Origin of the sequence: Catenulispora pinistramenti (assembly GCF_018274385.1) — a bacterium.
Taxonomy (GTDB): domain Bacteria; phylum Actinomycetota; class Actinomycetes; order Streptomycetales; family Catenulisporaceae; genus Catenulispora; species Catenulispora pinistramenti.
The window spans coordinates 1-16,345 of the sequence record NZ_JAAFYZ010000021.1; the positions used below are offsets into that span (position 1 = coordinate 1).

15 protein-coding genes are annotated in these 16,345 nt (G+C 70.4%); 11 read left to right on the plus strand and 4 right to left on the minus strand.

The annotated features are described in order from the left end of the window. Window positions 1–205: 205 nt before the first annotated feature. The 3 genes from KGQ19_RS08785 to KGQ19_RS08795 form a co-directional block, all read right to left on the minus strand. The gene (locus KGQ19_RS08785; RefSeq protein ID WP_212008571.1) at window positions 206–1,060 is read right to left on the minus strand and encodes a 1,4-dihydroxy-6-naphtoate synthase; all 855 of its coding nucleotides are present in this window, start codon (window positions 1,058–1,060) and stop codon (window positions 206–208) included. 8 nt (window positions 1,061–1,068) lie between these two features. Continuing rightward, window positions 1,069–1,716: a futalosine hydrolase gene (locus KGQ19_RS08790; protein WP_212008572.1), complete on the minus strand. Its 648-nt coding sequence runs from the start codon at window positions 1,714–1,716 to the stop codon at window positions 1,069–1,071. Window positions 1,717–1,819: 103 nt separating this feature from the next. Next, on the minus strand, window positions 1,820–3,646 hold the full coding sequence (locus KGQ19_RS08795) for an MFS transporter (RefSeq protein WP_307856371.1): 1,827 nt from the start codon (window positions 3,644–3,646) through the stop codon (window positions 1,820–1,822). Between the two features lie 144 nt (window positions 3,647–3,790). Between KGQ19_RS08795 and KGQ19_RS08800 the strand changes: the two genes are divergently transcribed. The 10 genes from KGQ19_RS08800 to KGQ19_RS08845 all read left to right on the plus strand — a co-directional run bounded on the left by KGQ19_RS08800 (window position 3,791) and on the right by KGQ19_RS08845 (window position 13,898). After that, on the plus strand, window positions 3,791–4,873 hold the full coding sequence (locus tag KGQ19_RS08800) for a DUF3027 domain-containing protein (protein WP_212008573.1): 1,083 nt from the start codon (window positions 3,791–3,793) through the stop codon (window positions 4,871–4,873). Between the two features lie 17 nt (window positions 4,874–4,890). Then, window positions 4,891–6,417, plus strand: coding sequence for an MFS transporter (locus KGQ19_RS08805; RefSeq protein WP_212008574.1), 1,527 nt, complete (start codon window positions 4,891–4,893; stop codon window positions 6,415–6,417). After that, window positions 6,414–6,908 (plus strand): DUF7919 family protein, encoded by a 495-nt coding sequence (locus tag KGQ19_RS08810; RefSeq protein WP_212008575.1) that lies wholly within the window; start codon window positions 6,414–6,416, stop codon window positions 6,906–6,908. The genes KGQ19_RS08805 and KGQ19_RS08810 overlap by 4 nt, the downstream gene beginning before the upstream one ends. Window positions 6,909–6,920: 12 nt before the next feature. Next, a complete protein-coding gene (hemL, locus tag KGQ19_RS08815) occupies window positions 6,921–8,240 on the plus strand; it encodes a glutamate-1-semialdehyde 2,1-aminomutase (RefSeq protein ID WP_212008576.1) in 1,320 nt (439 codons plus the stop codon). A gap of 88 nt (window positions 8,241–8,328) precedes the next feature. Then, on the plus strand, window positions 8,329–8,982 hold the full coding sequence (locus KGQ19_RS08820) for a histidine phosphatase family protein (protein ID WP_212008577.1): 654 nt from the start codon (window positions 8,329–8,331) through the stop codon (window positions 8,980–8,982). A gap of 104 nt (window positions 8,983–9,086) precedes the next feature. Next, a complete protein-coding gene (locus tag KGQ19_RS08825; protein ID WP_212008578.1) occupies window positions 9,087–9,668 on the plus strand; it encodes a TlpA family protein disulfide reductase in 582 nt (193 codons plus the stop codon). A 10-nt stretch (window positions 9,669–9,678) separates the two neighbouring features. Next, window positions 9,679–10,503 carry a cytochrome c biogenesis CcdA family protein gene (locus KGQ19_RS08830; RefSeq protein ID WP_194893791.1) on the plus strand — a complete coding sequence of 275 codons (825 nt, stop codon included), beginning with the start codon at window positions 9,679–9,681 and terminating at the stop codon, window positions 10,501–10,503. Between the two features lie 19 nt (window positions 10,504–10,522). Then, window positions 10,523–12,208, plus strand: coding sequence for a cytochrome c biogenesis protein ResB (resB, locus tag KGQ19_RS08835; protein ID WP_212008579.1), 1,686 nt, complete (start codon window positions 10,523–10,525; stop codon window positions 12,206–12,208). Window positions 12,209–12,255: 47 nt separating this feature from the next. After that, complete coding sequence (ccsB, locus tag KGQ19_RS08840) at window positions 12,256–13,287, plus strand: c-type cytochrome biogenesis protein CcsB (RefSeq protein WP_230418385.1); 1,032 nt, start codon at window positions 12,256–12,258, stop codon at window positions 13,285–13,287. A gap of 95 nt (window positions 13,288–13,382) precedes the next feature. After that, window positions 13,383–13,898, plus strand: a complete 516-nt coding sequence (locus tag KGQ19_RS08845; protein ID WP_212008581.1) for a hypothetical protein — start codon at window positions 13,383–13,385, stop codon at window positions 13,896–13,898. A gap of 8 nt (window positions 13,899–13,906) precedes the next feature. Here the strand turns inward: KGQ19_RS08845 and KGQ19_RS08850 are convergent, their stop codons facing one another. Then, window positions 13,907–14,608: a DUF4230 domain-containing protein gene (locus tag KGQ19_RS08850; RefSeq protein WP_212008582.1), complete on the minus strand. Its 702-nt coding sequence runs from the start codon at window positions 14,606–14,608 to the stop codon at window positions 13,907–13,909. A gap of 279 nt (window positions 14,609–14,887) precedes the next feature. Between KGQ19_RS08850 and KGQ19_RS08855 the strand changes: the two genes are divergently transcribed. Then, entirely contained in the window at window positions 14,888–16,327 is a 1,440-nt protein-coding gene (locus tag KGQ19_RS08855) for a hypothetical protein (protein ID WP_212008583.1), read from the plus strand. Window positions 16,328–16,345 lie beyond the last annotated feature (18 nt).

Consider the following 16,345-nt stretch of genomic DNA (forward strand, 5'->3'; position numbering starts at 1 on the left):
CAAAAACCCAAAGCGGCCCCGACACGAGGACGTCGGGGCCGCAGTCTTGTCCAGCAGCCAGCAGCCAGCAGCCAGCAGCCAGCAGCCAGCAGCCAGCAGCCAGCAGCCAGCAGCCAGCAGCCACCAGCCACCAGCCACCAGCCACCAGCCACCACTACCTCTCCGCCACCACTACCTCTCCGCCACCACTACCTCCCCGCCACCACTACCTCTCCGCAAGCAGCGCCGCGACCGCCGCGAGCCCATCCGCCCCCAGGTCCCGCGTGAACTCGTTCACATACAGCCCGATGTGCTGCTGCGCGACCTCCGGGTCCATCTCCTGTGCGTGCGCCATCACGTACTCGTGGGAGGCCTTCGGGTCGGCCCAGGCGTGGTCCACCGAGGCTCGGATCAGTTCGGTGAGCTCGGCCAGTGCCGCCTCGCCCAGGTCCTTGCGGGCCACGATGGCGCCCAGGGGGATCGGTAGGCCGGTCTGGCCTTCCCACCATTCGCCGAGGTCGGCGTGGCAGGTCAGGCCGAAGTTCTGGTAGGTGAAGCGGGCTTCGTGGATCACCAGGCCGGCGGCCACTTCGCCGGATGCGACCGCGGGCATGATCTCGTGGAACGGCAGTACCTTGATCTGCACTCCGTTCGGCACGTTCTGCTCGGCCCACAGCTCGAAGAGGCGGAAGGCGGTGGACAGCAGGCTGGGTACGGCGACCACGCCCCCGGTCAGTGCCTCGGCCGACACCGCGCCCTGGGACAGCACCAGGGGTCCGCAGCCGCGGCCCAGGGCGCCGCCGCAGTGCAGCAGTTCGTAGCGGTCCTGGATCAGGGGCAGGGCCGGGTAGGAGATCTTCAGGACGTCCGGGGCGTCCGCCTCCTGGACCCAGTAGTTGGTGATGTCGATGTCGGCGAAGGTCACGTCGAACGCCGGGGCGTTGGGGACCAGGCCGTGGGTCAGGGCGTGGAAGACGAACGTGTCGTTGGGACACGGGGAGTAGGCGATGGAGAGTTTTTCGGGCAGGTGGTTCGTGGGCGCGCCGACGGCGGCGCCGGACCCGGGGTCAGTGGCAGCCATAGCGCTGATTATGCGACGCCCGGCGCCTGGAGGGCGGCCAGGGTCTGGCCGACGGTGGCCAGGACGTCCATGGCTTCACCGATCCGCCACGAATCGCGGTCGCGTGGGCCGACCACGTTGGAGATCGCGCGGATCTCCACGAACGGGAGTTCGGCCATCGTCGCCGCGCTGGCCACGCCGTAGCCCTCCATGCCCTCGGCCGCCGCGTCCGGGTGCCGGGCCAGCAGTTCCGCGGTGCGCTCGGCGGTGCCGGTGACCGTGGTGGTGGTCAGTACGGCGCCGGTGACCACCTGGAGGCCGGCCTGGCTCAGCGCGGTGCCGATGCGGGCCGCCCACTGCTCGTCCGGCTGCTCCACGTGCGGGGCGAAGCCCAGTTCCTCGATCGGCAGGAAGCCCTCGGGGGAGTCGGCGCCGAGGTCGGCCGCGACCACCCGGGTGGAGACCACCACCGAGCCGATCGGGGCGCGCGGGGCGAAGCCGCCGCCGATACCGACTGAGAGCGCTAGTTTGTAGGGCTCGGAGGCCAGGACCCAGGCCGCGCCGGTCGCCGCGGCGGCGGGCCCCGCGCCGGTGACTATCACCGTCAGGCCGTCGGCGCGCCGCTGGAGCGCGTCGCGCTCGGCCCCGACGGCCGTCGCCAGCAAGAACTCGTACATTGGGTCACTCCCCGTCATCCCGATATGGATTGCGTGTCCGCCGTGCCGGACGCCGGGCGCCGGCCCGGTCTGCGGGCCGTGTTCGGCGATCGCTCACGGTTGGTCAGACTCCCAGACCCTGCGCAGGGTTGGGTGCCACGAACCGCAAATCCGACAGCGCCTTCAAGGTCACCACACAGACCGCCAGCAGGGCGACGGCCGCGACGATGAAGGCGACGGTCCCGTTGCCGTTTCCCGGGTAGGACATCGCGATCCCCAAACCGCCGCCGACCACCCAGGCCAGCTGCATCAGTGTCTCAGATCGGGCGAAGGCCGACGTGCGGACCCGCTCCAGGGTGTCCCGCTGGAGCAGGGCGTCCAGCGACAGCTTGGCCAGCGCCGCGCTCATCGCCGCGACCGCCGCCACGGTGAGGACCGTGATCAGGCTGTAGTAGAAGGCACAGGCCAGGACCGCACCGGTGGTCAGGGCCAGCATCGCCGAGATCACGCCCTCCGGGGCGCGCGCCTTGAGCATCGAGCCCAGCGAGGTGCCCACGGCGTTGCCGACGGCCGCGGCCCCGGCGATCATGCCGATCGCGACCAGGTCCTTGTAGCCGGCCAGCGGGTGGTAGCGGACCAGGAACGCCATGAAGATGGTCAGGAAGCCGGAGAAGCAGCGGAAGGCGGCGTTGGCACGCAGCGCCAGCATCACCGCCGGGCCCACCGAGCGCAGCCGCAGGTTCGGCATGGTCTCCTCCAGGCGGGGGTCCATGTTCCGGTCCCTTTTCAGCAGCTGCGCCTTCTGCTCGCCCTCGGCGGAGTCCACGTGCGAGGGCAGCCGGATGGCCAGGTAGGCGCCCAGGGCGAAGACCAGCGCCGCGCCGATCAGGCAGTAGGCCGCGCCCAGCTTGACCAGCAGGCCGCCGATCGGGGCGAAGGCGAAGGTGGCGATAATGCTGGCCATCGAGGTGCGCGAGTTCGCCTTGATCAGGGTGCTCCCGTGCGGGACCAGGCGGGGGATCACCGCGCTGCGGGTCACGCCGTAGGCCTTGGAGGCGGCCAGACAACCGAACGCCGCCGGGTACAGGGCCAGGTTGGCGTCGCCGTTCACGGTGCGGGCCATGATCAGGGCCAGCACCAGCCGGGCGGCCATGGTCAGCGCCATCGCGATCCGGCGGCCGTGGCCGAACCGGTCCAGCAGCGGGCCGATCACCGGGGCCAGCAGCACGAACGGCACCATCGTGATCACCAGGTACAGCGCCACCTTGCCGCGCGCCTGCCCCGGCTGCACCCCGAAGAACACCGACTGTGCCAGGGCCAGGGTGATCAGCAGGTCGCCGGCGGTGTTCACGGCGTGCAGCTCGATCAGCCGGGACAGCCCGGACTCCCGGGCCCCGCCGGCCTCGGTGTACTTGCGGATCCGGTGGCCCAGGAATCCGCCGACCTTGCCCATGGCGCGGCCGGTGGCCTCGGTGCCCTCGCCGACCCGGCGCAGGATCCGGGCCGCCTCGGACTCCGGGCGGACCGGGGTCAGCATCTCTATGTCGGCCGCCGACAGCTCCGGCGCGACCCCGGCCAGACCCGGCAGGGTCGCGGCCAGGTCGATGGTGGTCGGCAGGTCGTCGGGACCGTGGATCGCGGTCGGCAGGTCGTCCGGACCGTGGATCGCGGTCGGCGTGCCGTCCGGGTCCTGGGTGGGCATGGTGCGGGTCGGGACCGGGTCGCGGTGGTTGCCGCGCGGCGTTGAGGAAGCCGGCGCTGAAGAAGCTGAGGAACCGCCCGCGGGCAGTGTGTCGGCCAGCCCGGGGTCCGTACCCGGATCCCCGGCGCGCCGGGGCCGCTTGGGCGGCAGCGGCGGGGGCTGTGGGATCAACGGCCGGGTCCCCTCCGGGGCGTCGAACACCCGCGTCCGTTCCTCGCCGTCCCGATTCGGCGTCTGATCCTTGGCCACGCCCCTATCCTGCCCGGAAAAAGTGAACGTGGGGAGCCGATGATTCAATTGGGACCTCCCCGCGACCTCCTCGCCAGCGGCCCGAATGCGCCGTCCGGCGAACCGCTGTCACACGAACCCCCCGGGATGGGGGAGAATCGAGGCGTGAACGCCGCGACCGCCACCCCAGCCCGCACCGCAGACAGCCGGCCGCGCGCACGCCAGCCGGTCCTAGACCAGGTCTGCGCGGACGCAGTCGACCTGGCCCTGGCCGCGGCCGAGGACGTGGCCGGGATCGGCGAGGTCGGCCGACACGTCGGCATGCTCGCCGAAGGGGACCGGGTGGTCACCCACCTGTTCGAGTGCAAGGAACGCGGCTACCGCGGCTGGAACTGGGCCGTGACCCTCACCCGCGCGCCGCGCACCAAGTTCGTCACCCTGGACGAGACCGTGCTGGTGGCCGGCGACCAGTCGGTACTGGCCCCGGACTGGGTGCCCTGGAACGAGCGCCTGCGCCCCGGCGACCTCGGCCCCGGCGACCTGCTCCCGGCCGACGAGGGCGACAACCGCCTGGTCCCGGCCTACACCGGCGCCGACGAGGAGCGCCCGCAGGCCTACCGCGAGGTCACCCGCGACTCCCTGCCGCTGGTCGGCTACCAGCTGGGCCTGGGCCGGCCCCGGGTGCTGTCCCGCGAGGGCCGCGAGGACGCCGCCGAGCGCTGGCACGAGGGCGACTTCGGCCCGCACTCGCCGATGGCGCAGGCCGCCCCGGCCCGCTGCTCGGGCTGCGGGTTCCTGACGCCGCTGGCCGGGATGCTGGGCCAGGGCTTCGGCGTGTGCACGAACGAGATCGCGCCGAGCGACGGCCGCGTCGTGTCGCTGGACTACGGCTGCGGCGCGCACTCCGAGGCCGCGGTGGTGCCCGCCACGCATCCGACCTCCGAGCCCGTGGTCGACGAGTACGTGTACGACACCGTGACCTTCGGCGAGCGGGTGGTGGTGCCGGCCGACGAGGCTTCGCAGGCCGCTGCGGCCGCCGTCTCGGTCGCGGTGAGCGACCAGGTCGCGGTGCGCGAGCCGGCGGAGGTGGCCGAGGTGACTGAGGTGACTGAGGTAGCCGACGCTGATGGCGTCGCCGAGGCCGCAGTCGGAGTCGAATCCGGAGTCGAAGCCGAATCCGGGGCCGAATCCGCGGTCGAGGCCCAGGCCGCCGGTGTGGAAGTGGAAGAGCCCGTCGATGAAAGCTGACCCGCGATGCGTGACATGTGAGCGCCACCTCCCCTGAGCCCGTCCTGCGGGTCCGGCACGACAGCTGGACCCGCTTGCTCTACCTCCAGCTCGGCGCCTTCGCCTTCTTCCTCTACGCCTTCAGCCCCTCGATCAACCTGCTCAAGGACGACCTCCACCTCTCCGCGAGCGTGGCCGGCCTGCACAGCACCTGCTATGCGATCGGCGTCACCGGCGGCAGCATGTCCGCACCCTGGTACATCCGCCGGATGGGTGGCTCACGCCCCGCGCTGTGGTGGGCCCTGGTCGGCCTGTCGCTGTCGGTGGGCCTGTTCTGCGCGGTCCCGGCGCTTCCGGTAACGCTTCCGGCGGCGGCGATCTGCGGCGTCTTCGGGGCGCTGATGTGCATAGCCGTGCCCTCAGCGCTGTCGCGCGCGCACGGCCCCGAATTCGGCCCGGCCGCCATCACCGAGGCGAACGCGGTCGCCGCCATCGTGGGCGTCGCGGCCCCGCTCGCGGTGGGCGGCGCGGCGGCGGCCGGACTCGGCTGGCGCACGGCGCTGCTGCTGGTCGCACCGCTGAGCGGGCTGTTGTATGTGGCACTCGGACGGGTGCGGGAGCCGGATTGGCTTGCGGCTGAGGCGGGGGCGGAGCCGGTCTCGGTCGGCGAGGCGGTGGAGGCTTACGGGCTCGGTTCGGTTGCCGAACTGGAGCCGGTGGATGCCGCGGTGGCGCGGTCCGGCTCGGGCGAAGGCGGTCGGGAGGCGGCCGCCGAGCAGGTGGATGCCGGTTCCCGCGCCAAGGCAGAGTTGCCGATGTCAGAAGTCGCAGCTGATCTGTCAGCGGTAGGCGGCGACAGTCGGGAACTGGCGGCTTCGCGAGTCGCAGCCGACGCACTTGTCTCGGGCGGCGGTCGCGAGCACCCGATCCCCGCCCCTCGCACCGCCCCGGAATCCGAGCCGCCGCCATCAGCACCCCAGGCGACCTTCCGCAGCCTCCCCCGCCGCTTCTGGCTCAACCAGGTCGCGGGCGTCTGCGCCGGCGCCATCGAGTTCTGCCTCACCCTCTGGTGCGCGACCCTCCTCCAGAACCGCGCCCACCTCTCGGCCGGCGTCGCCGCGACCGGCGTCACCGCGGTCGTCGCCGGTATGGCCGTGGGCCGGGCGGCCGGTGGCCGGCTGGCGCTGCGGGTGCCGATCGACCGGCTGATCCTCGCCGCGTTCGGGACCAACCTGGTGGGCTTCGCGCTCTTCTGGGCCACCTCGAACCCGGTGCTCATGTTCGGCGGGCTGGCGGTGGCCGGTCTCGGCGTGTCGTTGCAGTACCCGCTGATATCGGCGCGCGGTATCGAGATGTCCGGCGGGCATGCGGAGCTGGCCGGTGCGGTGAACATGTTCGGGAGCGGGCTGGCGGCCGGGACGGCGCCGTTCGTGCTGGGGTTCTTGTCCGACCGGGTCGGCATCCACACCGCGTACCTGCTGCTGCCGGGTTTCATCCTCGCGGCGGTGGCGGCTGTCGTGGTTTCCGGGCGGCGGGGCGTGGCGCCGGGCACCATTTCCGCATGACCTACATCCCCGACCTGTCGCCCTACGACTACCTGCCGGACACCGTCCCGGCCGGGGTCGAAGTCCTCGCGGTCGGCTGGCTCGACCCCGGCCACGACTTCCCGACCGCCGATGACGATGCCGGTGACGACGCCGACGCCGACGCCGATACCGACGTGGACCCGGTCTTCGGGCGCAACCTGATCACGCTCGCCGCCGACCACTTCACCGCCGCCACCCGCGGCGTCCACGGCTGCCGCTTCCGGCACCTGATCGAGGCCGACTTCCAGTACCACGCCGTTTACGGCACCCGCGTCCTGTTCCTGGGCCACGCCGAGATCCGCGTCGTGACCCCGGACGGCCGCTGGCTCAGCGCCCCGACCCTGGTCGTGCACTACATCCGGGACCACGGGTACCGGCCGCCGGCCGAGTTCGTCGAGGCCGTGACCGCGATGCGGGTCGCGCCGGGTGACGGCGGCCACCGCGATGGCGGTGCCGGTGCGCGGATCTGAGACCATGGCGGCATGAGCGCGCATCCGTACGAGCCCCCCGAGACCCAGTCCCAGCACCTGTTCGACCGGGCTCGGGCGGTCACGCCCGGTGGCGTGAACTCACCGGTGCGCGCCTTCGGTGCGGTCGGCGGCACGCCGCGGTTCATCGCCTCCGGCGAGGGCGCCTATATGACCGACGTGGACGGCAACCGCTACGTCGACATGGTCTGTTCCTGGGGTCCGCTGATCCTCGGCCACAACCACCCGGCGGTGCTGGAGGCCGCGGCCAAGGCGCTGCGCGGCGGGGCCAGCTACGGCGCGCCGTCGGCCGGCGAGGTCGAGCTGGCCGAGGAGATGGTGGCCCGGATCGCGCCGCTGGAGCAGGTCCGGCTGGTCTCCTCCGGGACCGAGGCCACCATGAGCGCGATCCGGCTGGCCCGGGGGTTCACCGGCCGGACCAAGATCGTGAAGTTCGCCGGCTGCTACCACGGGCACGTCGACTCGCTGCTGGCCGCGGCCGGTTCCGGGGTCGCCACTTTCGCGCTGCCCGACACCCCCGGCGTGACCGGGGCGCAGGCCGGCGACACGATCGTGCTGCCCTACAACGACCCCGAGGCGGTCAAGGCCGCGTTCGCCGCCTACGGCCCGGAGATCGCCTGTCTGATCACCGAGGCGGCGGCCGGCAACATGGGCATCGTCCCGCCGGAGCCCGGTTTCAACCAGTTCCTGGCCGACACCTGCAAGGCCCACGGCGCGCTGTTCATCTCCGACGAGGTGATGACCGGCTTCCGGGCCTCGCGCGAGGGCATGTACGGCATCGACGGCGTGGTCCCGGACCTGATGACGTTCGGCAAGGTGATGGGCGGCGGCTTCCCGGCGGCGGCGTTCGGCGGCCGCGCCGACGTCATGCAGCACCTGGCCCCGGTCGGCCCGGTCTACCAGGCCGGCACGCTGTCCGGGAACCCGGTCGCGACCGCCGCGGGCCTGGCCACGCTGCGGAACTGCACCCCGGACGTCTACAGCCACCTGGACGCCACCGCGCACCAGATCGCCGACCTCACCTCCGAGGCACTGGCCAAGGAAGGCGTCCCGCACACCGTCCAGTTCGTCGGCACCATGTTCTCCGTGCACTTCCGCGGCGAGCCGGTGAAGAACTACGAGGACGCCAAGCAGCAGGACACGAAGGCCTACGCCGAGTTCTTCCACACCATGCTGAACCACGGCGTCTACCTGCCGCCGAGCGCTTTCGAGACGTGGTTCGTCTCGGCCGCGCACGACGCCGCCGCCGTGGAGGTCATCGCGGCGGCCCTGCCGCACGCGGCCCAGGCCGCGGCTGCCGCTGAGAAGTCCTGACCGTCCGCCCGATCGTCCCGGCCCGGCCGGTTGTCAGCCCGATACCGATCGCCCGTCCCCGATCCTTTGCGAGAGGACCCCACAAGTCATGGCCGAGACCAAGACCGTCGTCCACCTGATGCGGCACGGCGAGGTCCACAACCCGGACGGCGTCCTGTACGGCCGCCTGCCCGGCTACCGCCTGTCCGACCTCGGCGTCAAGATGGCCGAGCGGGTCGCCGACCACCTGGCCGACCGCGACATCAAGGCGGTCGTGGCCTCCCCGTTGCAGCGCGCGCAGGAGACCGCGGCGCCCATCGCGGCCCGGCACGACCTGGAGGTCGGCACCGACCAGCGGCTGATCGAGGCGGCGAACTTCTTCGAGGGCAAGAAGTTCTCGGTCGGGGACGGCGTGCTCAAGCGCCCCTCGGTCTGGTTCAAGCTGTGGAACCCCTTCAAGCCGTCCTGGGGCGAGCCGTACAAGGAGCAGGTCGTGCGCATGCACGCGGCCGTGCTCGCCGCCGCGGAGCTGGCGCCCGGCCACGAGGTGGTGTGCGTGAGCCACCAGCTGCCGATCTGGATCAGCCGGCTGGCCGCCGAGCACCGCTCCTTCCTGCACGACCCGCGCAAGCGTCAGTGCACGCTGGCCTCGCTGACCTCCTTCGAGATCACCGACGGCCGGATCACCGCGGTCCGGTACAGCGAGCCGGCCAAGGACCTGCTGCCGGTGAAGAACTCGAAGAAGTTCGTCGCGGGCGCGTAGCGGCCCGGTGGCGCAGGGTCCTTCGGCGTGGGCGGAGCGCGACGCTTCGTCCGATTCGGGGACCCTGCCGCAGCAGCGCGGGGGGCGCATGCGAAACTTTTCACATGCTGCGCAGGACGGATAGAACACGCAGGTCGGCCGCCGTCGCGGTGGTGACCGCCGCCGCACTGGCCTTCGGCCTGGCCGGCTGCGGGGGCTCCAGCTCGAAGAACAAGGACGGTCTGGGTACCGCCGCCGCGTTCTCCGTCAGCGACCGCAAGCCGTTCCCGATGCTCTCCGGGACCACGCTCGACGGCTCCCAGCTCGACATGAACTCGTTCAAGGGCAAGGTCATCGTCGTGAACATCTGGGGCTCGTGGTGCGATCCCTGTCAGGCCGAGGCGCCGTACCTGGAGCACGCCAGCGAGGCCTACAAGGACAAGGGCGTGCAGTTCGTGGGCATCGACACCCGTGACAACACCGGGCAGGCCCAGGCGTTCGTGCGGGCCAAGCTGATCAGCTACCCGAACCTGGTCGACGGGGACAGCGAGTCGCTGCTCACCAAGCTGGCCGGGATCACCTCGCTGAGTTCGGTGCCGTCCACGCTGATCATCGACCAGAAGGGCGACCTGGCCTGGCGGGCGCTGCGCCCGGTGACCTTCACCGACCTGTCGGCCGCGCTCGACACCGTGCTGTCGGGGAAGTGAGCCCTCGACGATGAGCGCCACCGCCGCTGTTCTCACGCATCTGGCCTCCAGCTACACCTCCACCGAGACCCAGGTGGAGGACGGGAGCTTCCTGGTGGCCGTGCCGATCGCGCTGGCGGCCGGGCTCATCTCGTTCCTGTCGCCGTGCGTGCTGCCGCTGGTCCCCGGCTACCTCTCCTACGTCACCGGCCTGACCGGTGTGGACCTCGGCGACCAGACGCTGGACGAGGCGGCGCGGGCCAAGCGCGGCCGGATGATCGCCGGCGCGCTGCTGTTCGTGCTCGGGTTCAGCATCGTGTTCGTGCTGCTGGAGTCGCTGGCCGGCTGGAGCGGCGGGTTCCTGATCACCCACAAGCGCACCATCCAGATCGTGCTGGGCAGCATCACGATACTGATGGGCCTGTCGTTCGCCGGCGTGGTGCCGGGCGCGATCAGCCGGGTGTTCAACCGCGAGGCCCGGTTCCACAAGGACCCGCGGGTCGGCCTGGCCGGCGCGCCGCTGCTGGGGATCCTGTTCGGGCTGGGCTGGACGCCGTGCATGGGACCGACGCTGTCCGCGGTGTCCTCACTGTCCATCGACTCCGGGAACGCCGGTCGTTCGGTTCTCATCGGGGTGGCGTACTGTCTGGGGCTGGGTCTCCCGTTCGTCCTCACCGCGATCGCGTTCCGCAAAGCGATGGGGGCGTTCGGCTATGTGAAGCGCCACTATCAGGCCGTGATGCGGATCGGCGGCGGACTGCTCGTCGTGATCGGCGTCCTGTTGGTGACCGGTGAGTGGGACCACATGGTGACCTGGCTCCAGGGCCAGACACCCGGTTTCCAGTCCCCGATCTAGATAGAACGAGACGTATTCGATGGCATCGCCCACAGAAGAGATGGACGCGGCAAGCCTCACGACGGCGCCGCGGGAAGACACCGGCACCGGTTCCGTCACGCTGCCCCGGCTGAGTTCGTGGGAGATGCTGCGCTGGGCGTGGCGGCAGCTGACGTCGATGCGGGTGGCGTTGATCCTGCTGTTCCTGCTGTCGCTGGCGGCGATCCCCGGATCGCTGCTGCCGCAGCGCAGCGCCAACACCGACCCGACGCTGGTGACGGTCTGGATCGCCAAGCACAAGACGTTCGGTCCGCTGCTGGACCACCTGCAGTTCTTCACCGTCTACAAGTCGGTGTGGTTCTCCTCGATCTACCTGCTGCTGTTCATCTCACTGATCGGCTGCATCCTGCCGCGCACCTGGCAGCATGTGAAGGTGCTGCGCAAGCCGCCGCCCGCCGCTCCGCGCAATCTGGCGCGGATGCCGGCGCACTTCCGCTTCAGCGACGGCTCGGGCGCCTCTATAGAGGACCGGCTCGGTGCCGCGGAGGCGGCGCTGAAGAAGAAGCGGTTCCGCGTCGTGCGCGGGACGGACGCCGACGGCGGCGGGTGGGTCTCGGGGGAGAAGGGCTACCTGCGCGAGGCCGGCAACCTGATCTTCCATCTGTCCCTGGTGGGGATCCTGGTCGGGTTCGCGGTCAAGGGGTACTACGGGTATCAGGCCAAGGTCGTGATCAACGAGGGCGATGGGTTCTCCAACATCGCGATGTACTACGACGACCACTCCTTCGGCGGCGGTGTGGACCCCAACAAGGTGCCGCCCTTCGGGCTCACGCTGGGCAAGTTCACCGCGACCTACGAGCCGAACCACAACGCCCCGGACTACGGCCAGGCGCGGGACTTCACCGCGGACGTCACGTACAACGCCTCGCCGACGTCGCCGTCGAAGAAGGCGGTCGTGAAGGAGAACAGCCCGCTGAACGTGGACGGCGTGAGCGTCTACCTGAGCAGCCACGGCTACTCGCCGGTCATCACGGTGCGGGACAAGACCGGCAAGGCGATCGTGGACCACCAGCCGGTCGAGTTCTTCGACTCCGGGGCGATGGGCGTGGGATCGGGCATCTACAAGGTCAAGAACGGCTATACCGACCAGTACGGCAGCCCGCAGGACCTGGGACTGTCCGGCATCTTCATCCCGGACTACCCGGGCGAGATGGTCCCGGGCCTGGGCGCGGTGTCGCTGTTCCCGACGGCCTCGAACCCGGCGCTGGTGCTCAGCGCCTACACCGGGAACCTGGGGCCGAACCCGGGTGTGTACACCATGGACGTCAGCCGGGCGCAGCGGGTGAAGCTGCCGAACTCGGTGGACCCGACGAACCCGGCGGTGGTGCTCACTTTGCAGCCGGGCAAGAACACGGTCGCCCTGCCCAACGGGACCGGGACGATCGAGTTCGACGGCGTGGTGCAGTGGGCGCAGTTCGATCTCAACCACGACCCGTCCAAGATGCTGGTCTTCGTCTCGGCGATCGGCATCATCGCCGGTCTGCTGGGCTCGCTGGGGATCCGGCGGCGCCGGGTGTTCGTGCGGGTGAAGCCGGCGGCGGCGGGCCAGGAGGCGCTGCGGGTCGAAGTGGCCGGGCTGGCGCGGGCTGAGGACTCGCGCCTGCGCGAGGAGGTAAGAGGCGTGGGCAGGGGTCTGCGTCCGTCGAAGGCGGGAGCTCAGAAGTGATCAACGAGTCGTTGGCGCGGTTCTCGAACTACGCCATCTACGGCGCGATGTTCGTGTATCTCATCGCGTTCTTGGCCTATACGGCCGAGTGGGTCTTCGGACGCAAGTCGACGTTCGTGGTGGAGACCGCGGCCGCCGCGAAGGTGCCGGCGCAGGCCCAGGCCGAGGCGCTGGTCGGCGTCGGCGGCAAGGGCGCCTCGGCGCCGGAGGACCTGTCGGGGCTGGACGACCTCGACGACCTCGACGATCTGGACGACCTGGACGACCTGCCGGACGTGGACGAGCCGACCCAGGCGATCGACGGCGGCAACCTGCGCGCCATCACCGCCGGCGGCATCGCGGTCAGCACCACGGTGCTGGGCCTGGTGCTGCACATCACCGGCGTGGTCTGCCGCGGGCTGGCCGCGCACCGGGTGCCGTGGGGCAACCTGTACGAGTTCACCATCGCCGGCTCGGCCGTGGCCATGGCGCTCTACGTCGGGCTCCTGTTCCGCAAGAACGCGCGCTGGCTGGGCGTGTTCGTCACCGGCGTCATCGTGGCCATCCTCGGTGTGGCGATGGAGGTCCTGTACAAGGACGCGGAGCAGTTGGTGCCGGCGCTGCACTCGCCGTGGCTGATCGTGCACGTCGCGGCGGCGGTCCTGTGCTCGGGGATGTTCACGGTCGCGACGGTCGCGACGATCCTGTACCTGTTCAAGTCCCACCACGAGACGAAGGCGAAGCTGGGCACCGCCAAGCCGAACTCGATGTGGCAGCGCGTGCCGTCGGCGATGAAGCTGGACCTGACGGCGTACCGGATCCTGGCGTTCTCGTTCCCGATCTGGACGTTCACGGTCGTCGCCGGCTCGATCTGGGCCGAGCACGCGTGGGGCCGCTACTGGGGCTGGGACCCGACCGAGACGTGGGCGTTCATCACGTGGGTCGTGTACGCGGCCTACCTGCACGCGCGTGCCACGCGCGGCTGGAAGGGGCGCAAGGCCGCGATCATCGCGCTGGTCGGCTACGGCTGCTTCATCTTCAACTACTTCGTGGTGTCGATCTTCGTGAACGGACTCCACTCCTACGCCGGGGTGAAGTAGCCTGACAAAGTAGTGGCGAAGCGCGGCGCTGGGCGGTTGCTCGGCGCCGCTGGCGTTGAGGCGGGGAGCTGCCAGGAACACGGGGAGGCACCACCATGACCATGACCGTGCCGGAGGCTGGTTACGGACTCCCGGCCCGGCCCGGGCGGTCCAGGCGTCGGAACGCGGCCATCAGTGCGGGGCTCGGCGTGGCGTTCGTAGCTGTCATCGCGGGCGGTTTCGGCGCGGTGGCCCTGTGGAACGCCCACTGGCACAAGGGCCCTGCCATCGACCGGTGCGAAGCCGACGTACGTGACACCATCAAACTCAAACTGCAAGCGTTCGGACTGTCCGCGTCGGCCATCGCCGATATCGCCGAGCAGGCCCGCATCACCGGTTTGTCCGCGCAGAAGACGGTACTCACCCAGGACACCGCCGGAGCGGTGTATGACGACCCCGGCTCCAGCGTGCTGACCGTTTGGGAGGTCCATGGGAACGTGGCGATCGCGAATCTTCCCGCATCGGCCACGGATCTGGGCCCGAAGGACCAGCTGGACTGCACGGCGGTGGTTTTCAAGGACGGCAAGATCGTCCCCGAGGCGACCTCGGTGGACCCGCCCTACCAGCCTTAGCCTTCCGCCTACTTGAAGTCCACTGTGATCGTCCCGGTGAACCCCAGCGTGTGCAGGAAGCCCTGCAGCATCGTCGTGGTGTCCTTCTCCGCGATCGGCACCAGCTGGCTCTTCGCGGCCGCGCCGTCGATCTGCTTGGTGGCCTCCACCAGCAGCGGCTGGACCTGGTTCGGGTCGTTGTTGAAGAGCCGGTCGAAGACGCCCTCCTGCTGCCCGATGATGTACGACTTGTGCACGTCCAGCGCCGTCGGGTCGAGCACCGGCTTGGGCAGCGTGATGGTCGCCGACAGCCGGTCGGAGGACACCACGACGTGCTTGGCGTCCAGGTTGCTGAAGTCCACGAAGGCGTTGACGGTGCCGTCGCCGAGGAAGAACGTGTCGCTGCCGGCCAGGAACGAGGGCAGCCACGAGGAGTTCTGCACCTCGGTCACGACCTGGAACTCGCCGCTGGCCGCCTCGAACCGCTTGAGTTCGGTGATCGACTTCAACAGCACCGGGCTGCTGCGGGTGGTGGTGGTCTCGCCGAACGGGTTGCTGAAGTGCAGGAAGTTCGTCAGCGATCCCAGGAATCCGAGGACCACGACGCCCGCCACCGCGATCACCCCCCAGCGCAGAAGGCTTGATCGTCGGCCCGCGCGCTCGGTGCGGACGATGATGCGGGTCTCCCCGTTCTGCGAGCCTTCTTCGACAGGCTCATCCTTAGCCGCCACAGGCACCCCCTATCGCAGTTATCTTATGACGTATGGCGGCGATCCGTGTGCGGGTTGAGAGGCGTGGTGGGGACCGTGAGCGGCGCGAACGTCGGTCGGGACGGGCCGGGTGTTTATGGTTCGCCCTGATTATCCTGATCGTGATGCTGCTGTTGTCCCTGATGTTCGGCGGGTTCCATAAAGGCCATCTCCATCCGAATGGGTTGCCGCCGCGGTCTGTGGTGCCCTGTGTCGGGGATTGCCCGCATCCGGGCTCCGGCTATCTGAGAGCATGAAGGTGTGAGACCCAAGCCGCGTCGTCAGCCCCACCACTCCTCGCGTCCCGGCGTGCCCAATCGGCGGGCGCATCCGCCCTCGCCGGCCCGGCACCCGGAGCTGCCGCCGGAGTTCGGGCAGCTCTTCGACGCGCTGGACGAGGTCTACGGGGATCCGCGGACGGTCCGGACCCCGTTGGACGCCGAGCTGTGGGCCTCGGCGTTCCTGGGCGGGCTGTGGACCGCGGCGTTGCAGCAGGACGACGAGCCCGAGGGTGCCGAGCTGGGTCTGGTCGAGGTGCTGGAGCTGGTCGGGTCGCCGCGGACCCAGGCCGTGCTGTGCGCGCTGGCGTCGGTGGCCTCGCCGCAGGTGGCCGAGCGGGCCGGGCAGGCCTCGGAGCGCTTGTTCCGCAAGGGCGTGCGGCGTCCGGAGTGGTACGGGGCGGCGACGCAGCAGGTCGAATTCCTGGAGGCCTGGTCGGTCTCCGACGTGTTCGCCGACGGCGAGTTGCTGATCGCGGCCTTCAAGCGCGGCAAGGACCGGTACGCGTTCACCGCGACCGTGGCCAACAACGCGCAGGGCACCGTGGTCGAGGTCCTGCTGGTGGACCCGGTGGACCTGCCGGACATCCTGGGCGAGATCCGCGCGGAGTTCTCCGAGGGGCCCGAGGGCGTGTTCTCGCTGGACCGGCTGGAGGCCGCGGAACTGCGCCGGCGGCTGGAGCCCGCGGTGCGCGAGACGCTGGTCGACGAGGATGAGGACGAGGACGAGTACGCCGAGGACGGCTTGGACGAGCTGGACGAGGAGTTCGAGCAGGACGCCGGGATCGAGGCGGCGACCGTGGACGAGGCGTTCGCCGAGCTGGACGCCTTGGCGGCGTTGGACAACACCGAGCCGCGGGACTCCGACGACGGCGAGGGCCGCGAGGAGTTCGACGAGGACGAGGACGACGAGGAGGGCGACGACTTCGCGGCCCTGCGCGCGCTGATGCTCTCCCGGCTGGCCGTCCTGCCCGAGCCCGCCGAACTGCCCGGCGGCGCCGATTTCGGCTATGACCTCGATGACCTCCCCGCCCTGCTGGACGAGTTCGCCGTCTCCGAGGACGCCCGCGGGCTGCCGCATCCGGCGATCGTCCGGGAGTGGGGCGAGGTGTTCGCCCGGCTCGGGCTCACCGAGTTCGCCGGCGACCCGCCGCTGTTCGGGCCGGAGAAGTTCGACACCCTGATCAACGTCCTGATCCCGGCCCGGGTGAACGCCGACGACGCGCAGCTGGAGCTGCTGGAGCCGGCCGCGCTGGCCTGGGCCCGGTGGTCGACGCGCCGGGTCGGGCTGGCCGAGCCGATCGGTGACTACCTGGTCGAGGCGGTCGGGGAGAGCTTCGAGGACTTCCCGCAGTCGTACTCGGACCCGGTGTTCACCATGGACCGGCACATGTTCGGGTTCACCATGCAGTCCTCTAGCTGAGCCGACCCTCTACGGCTC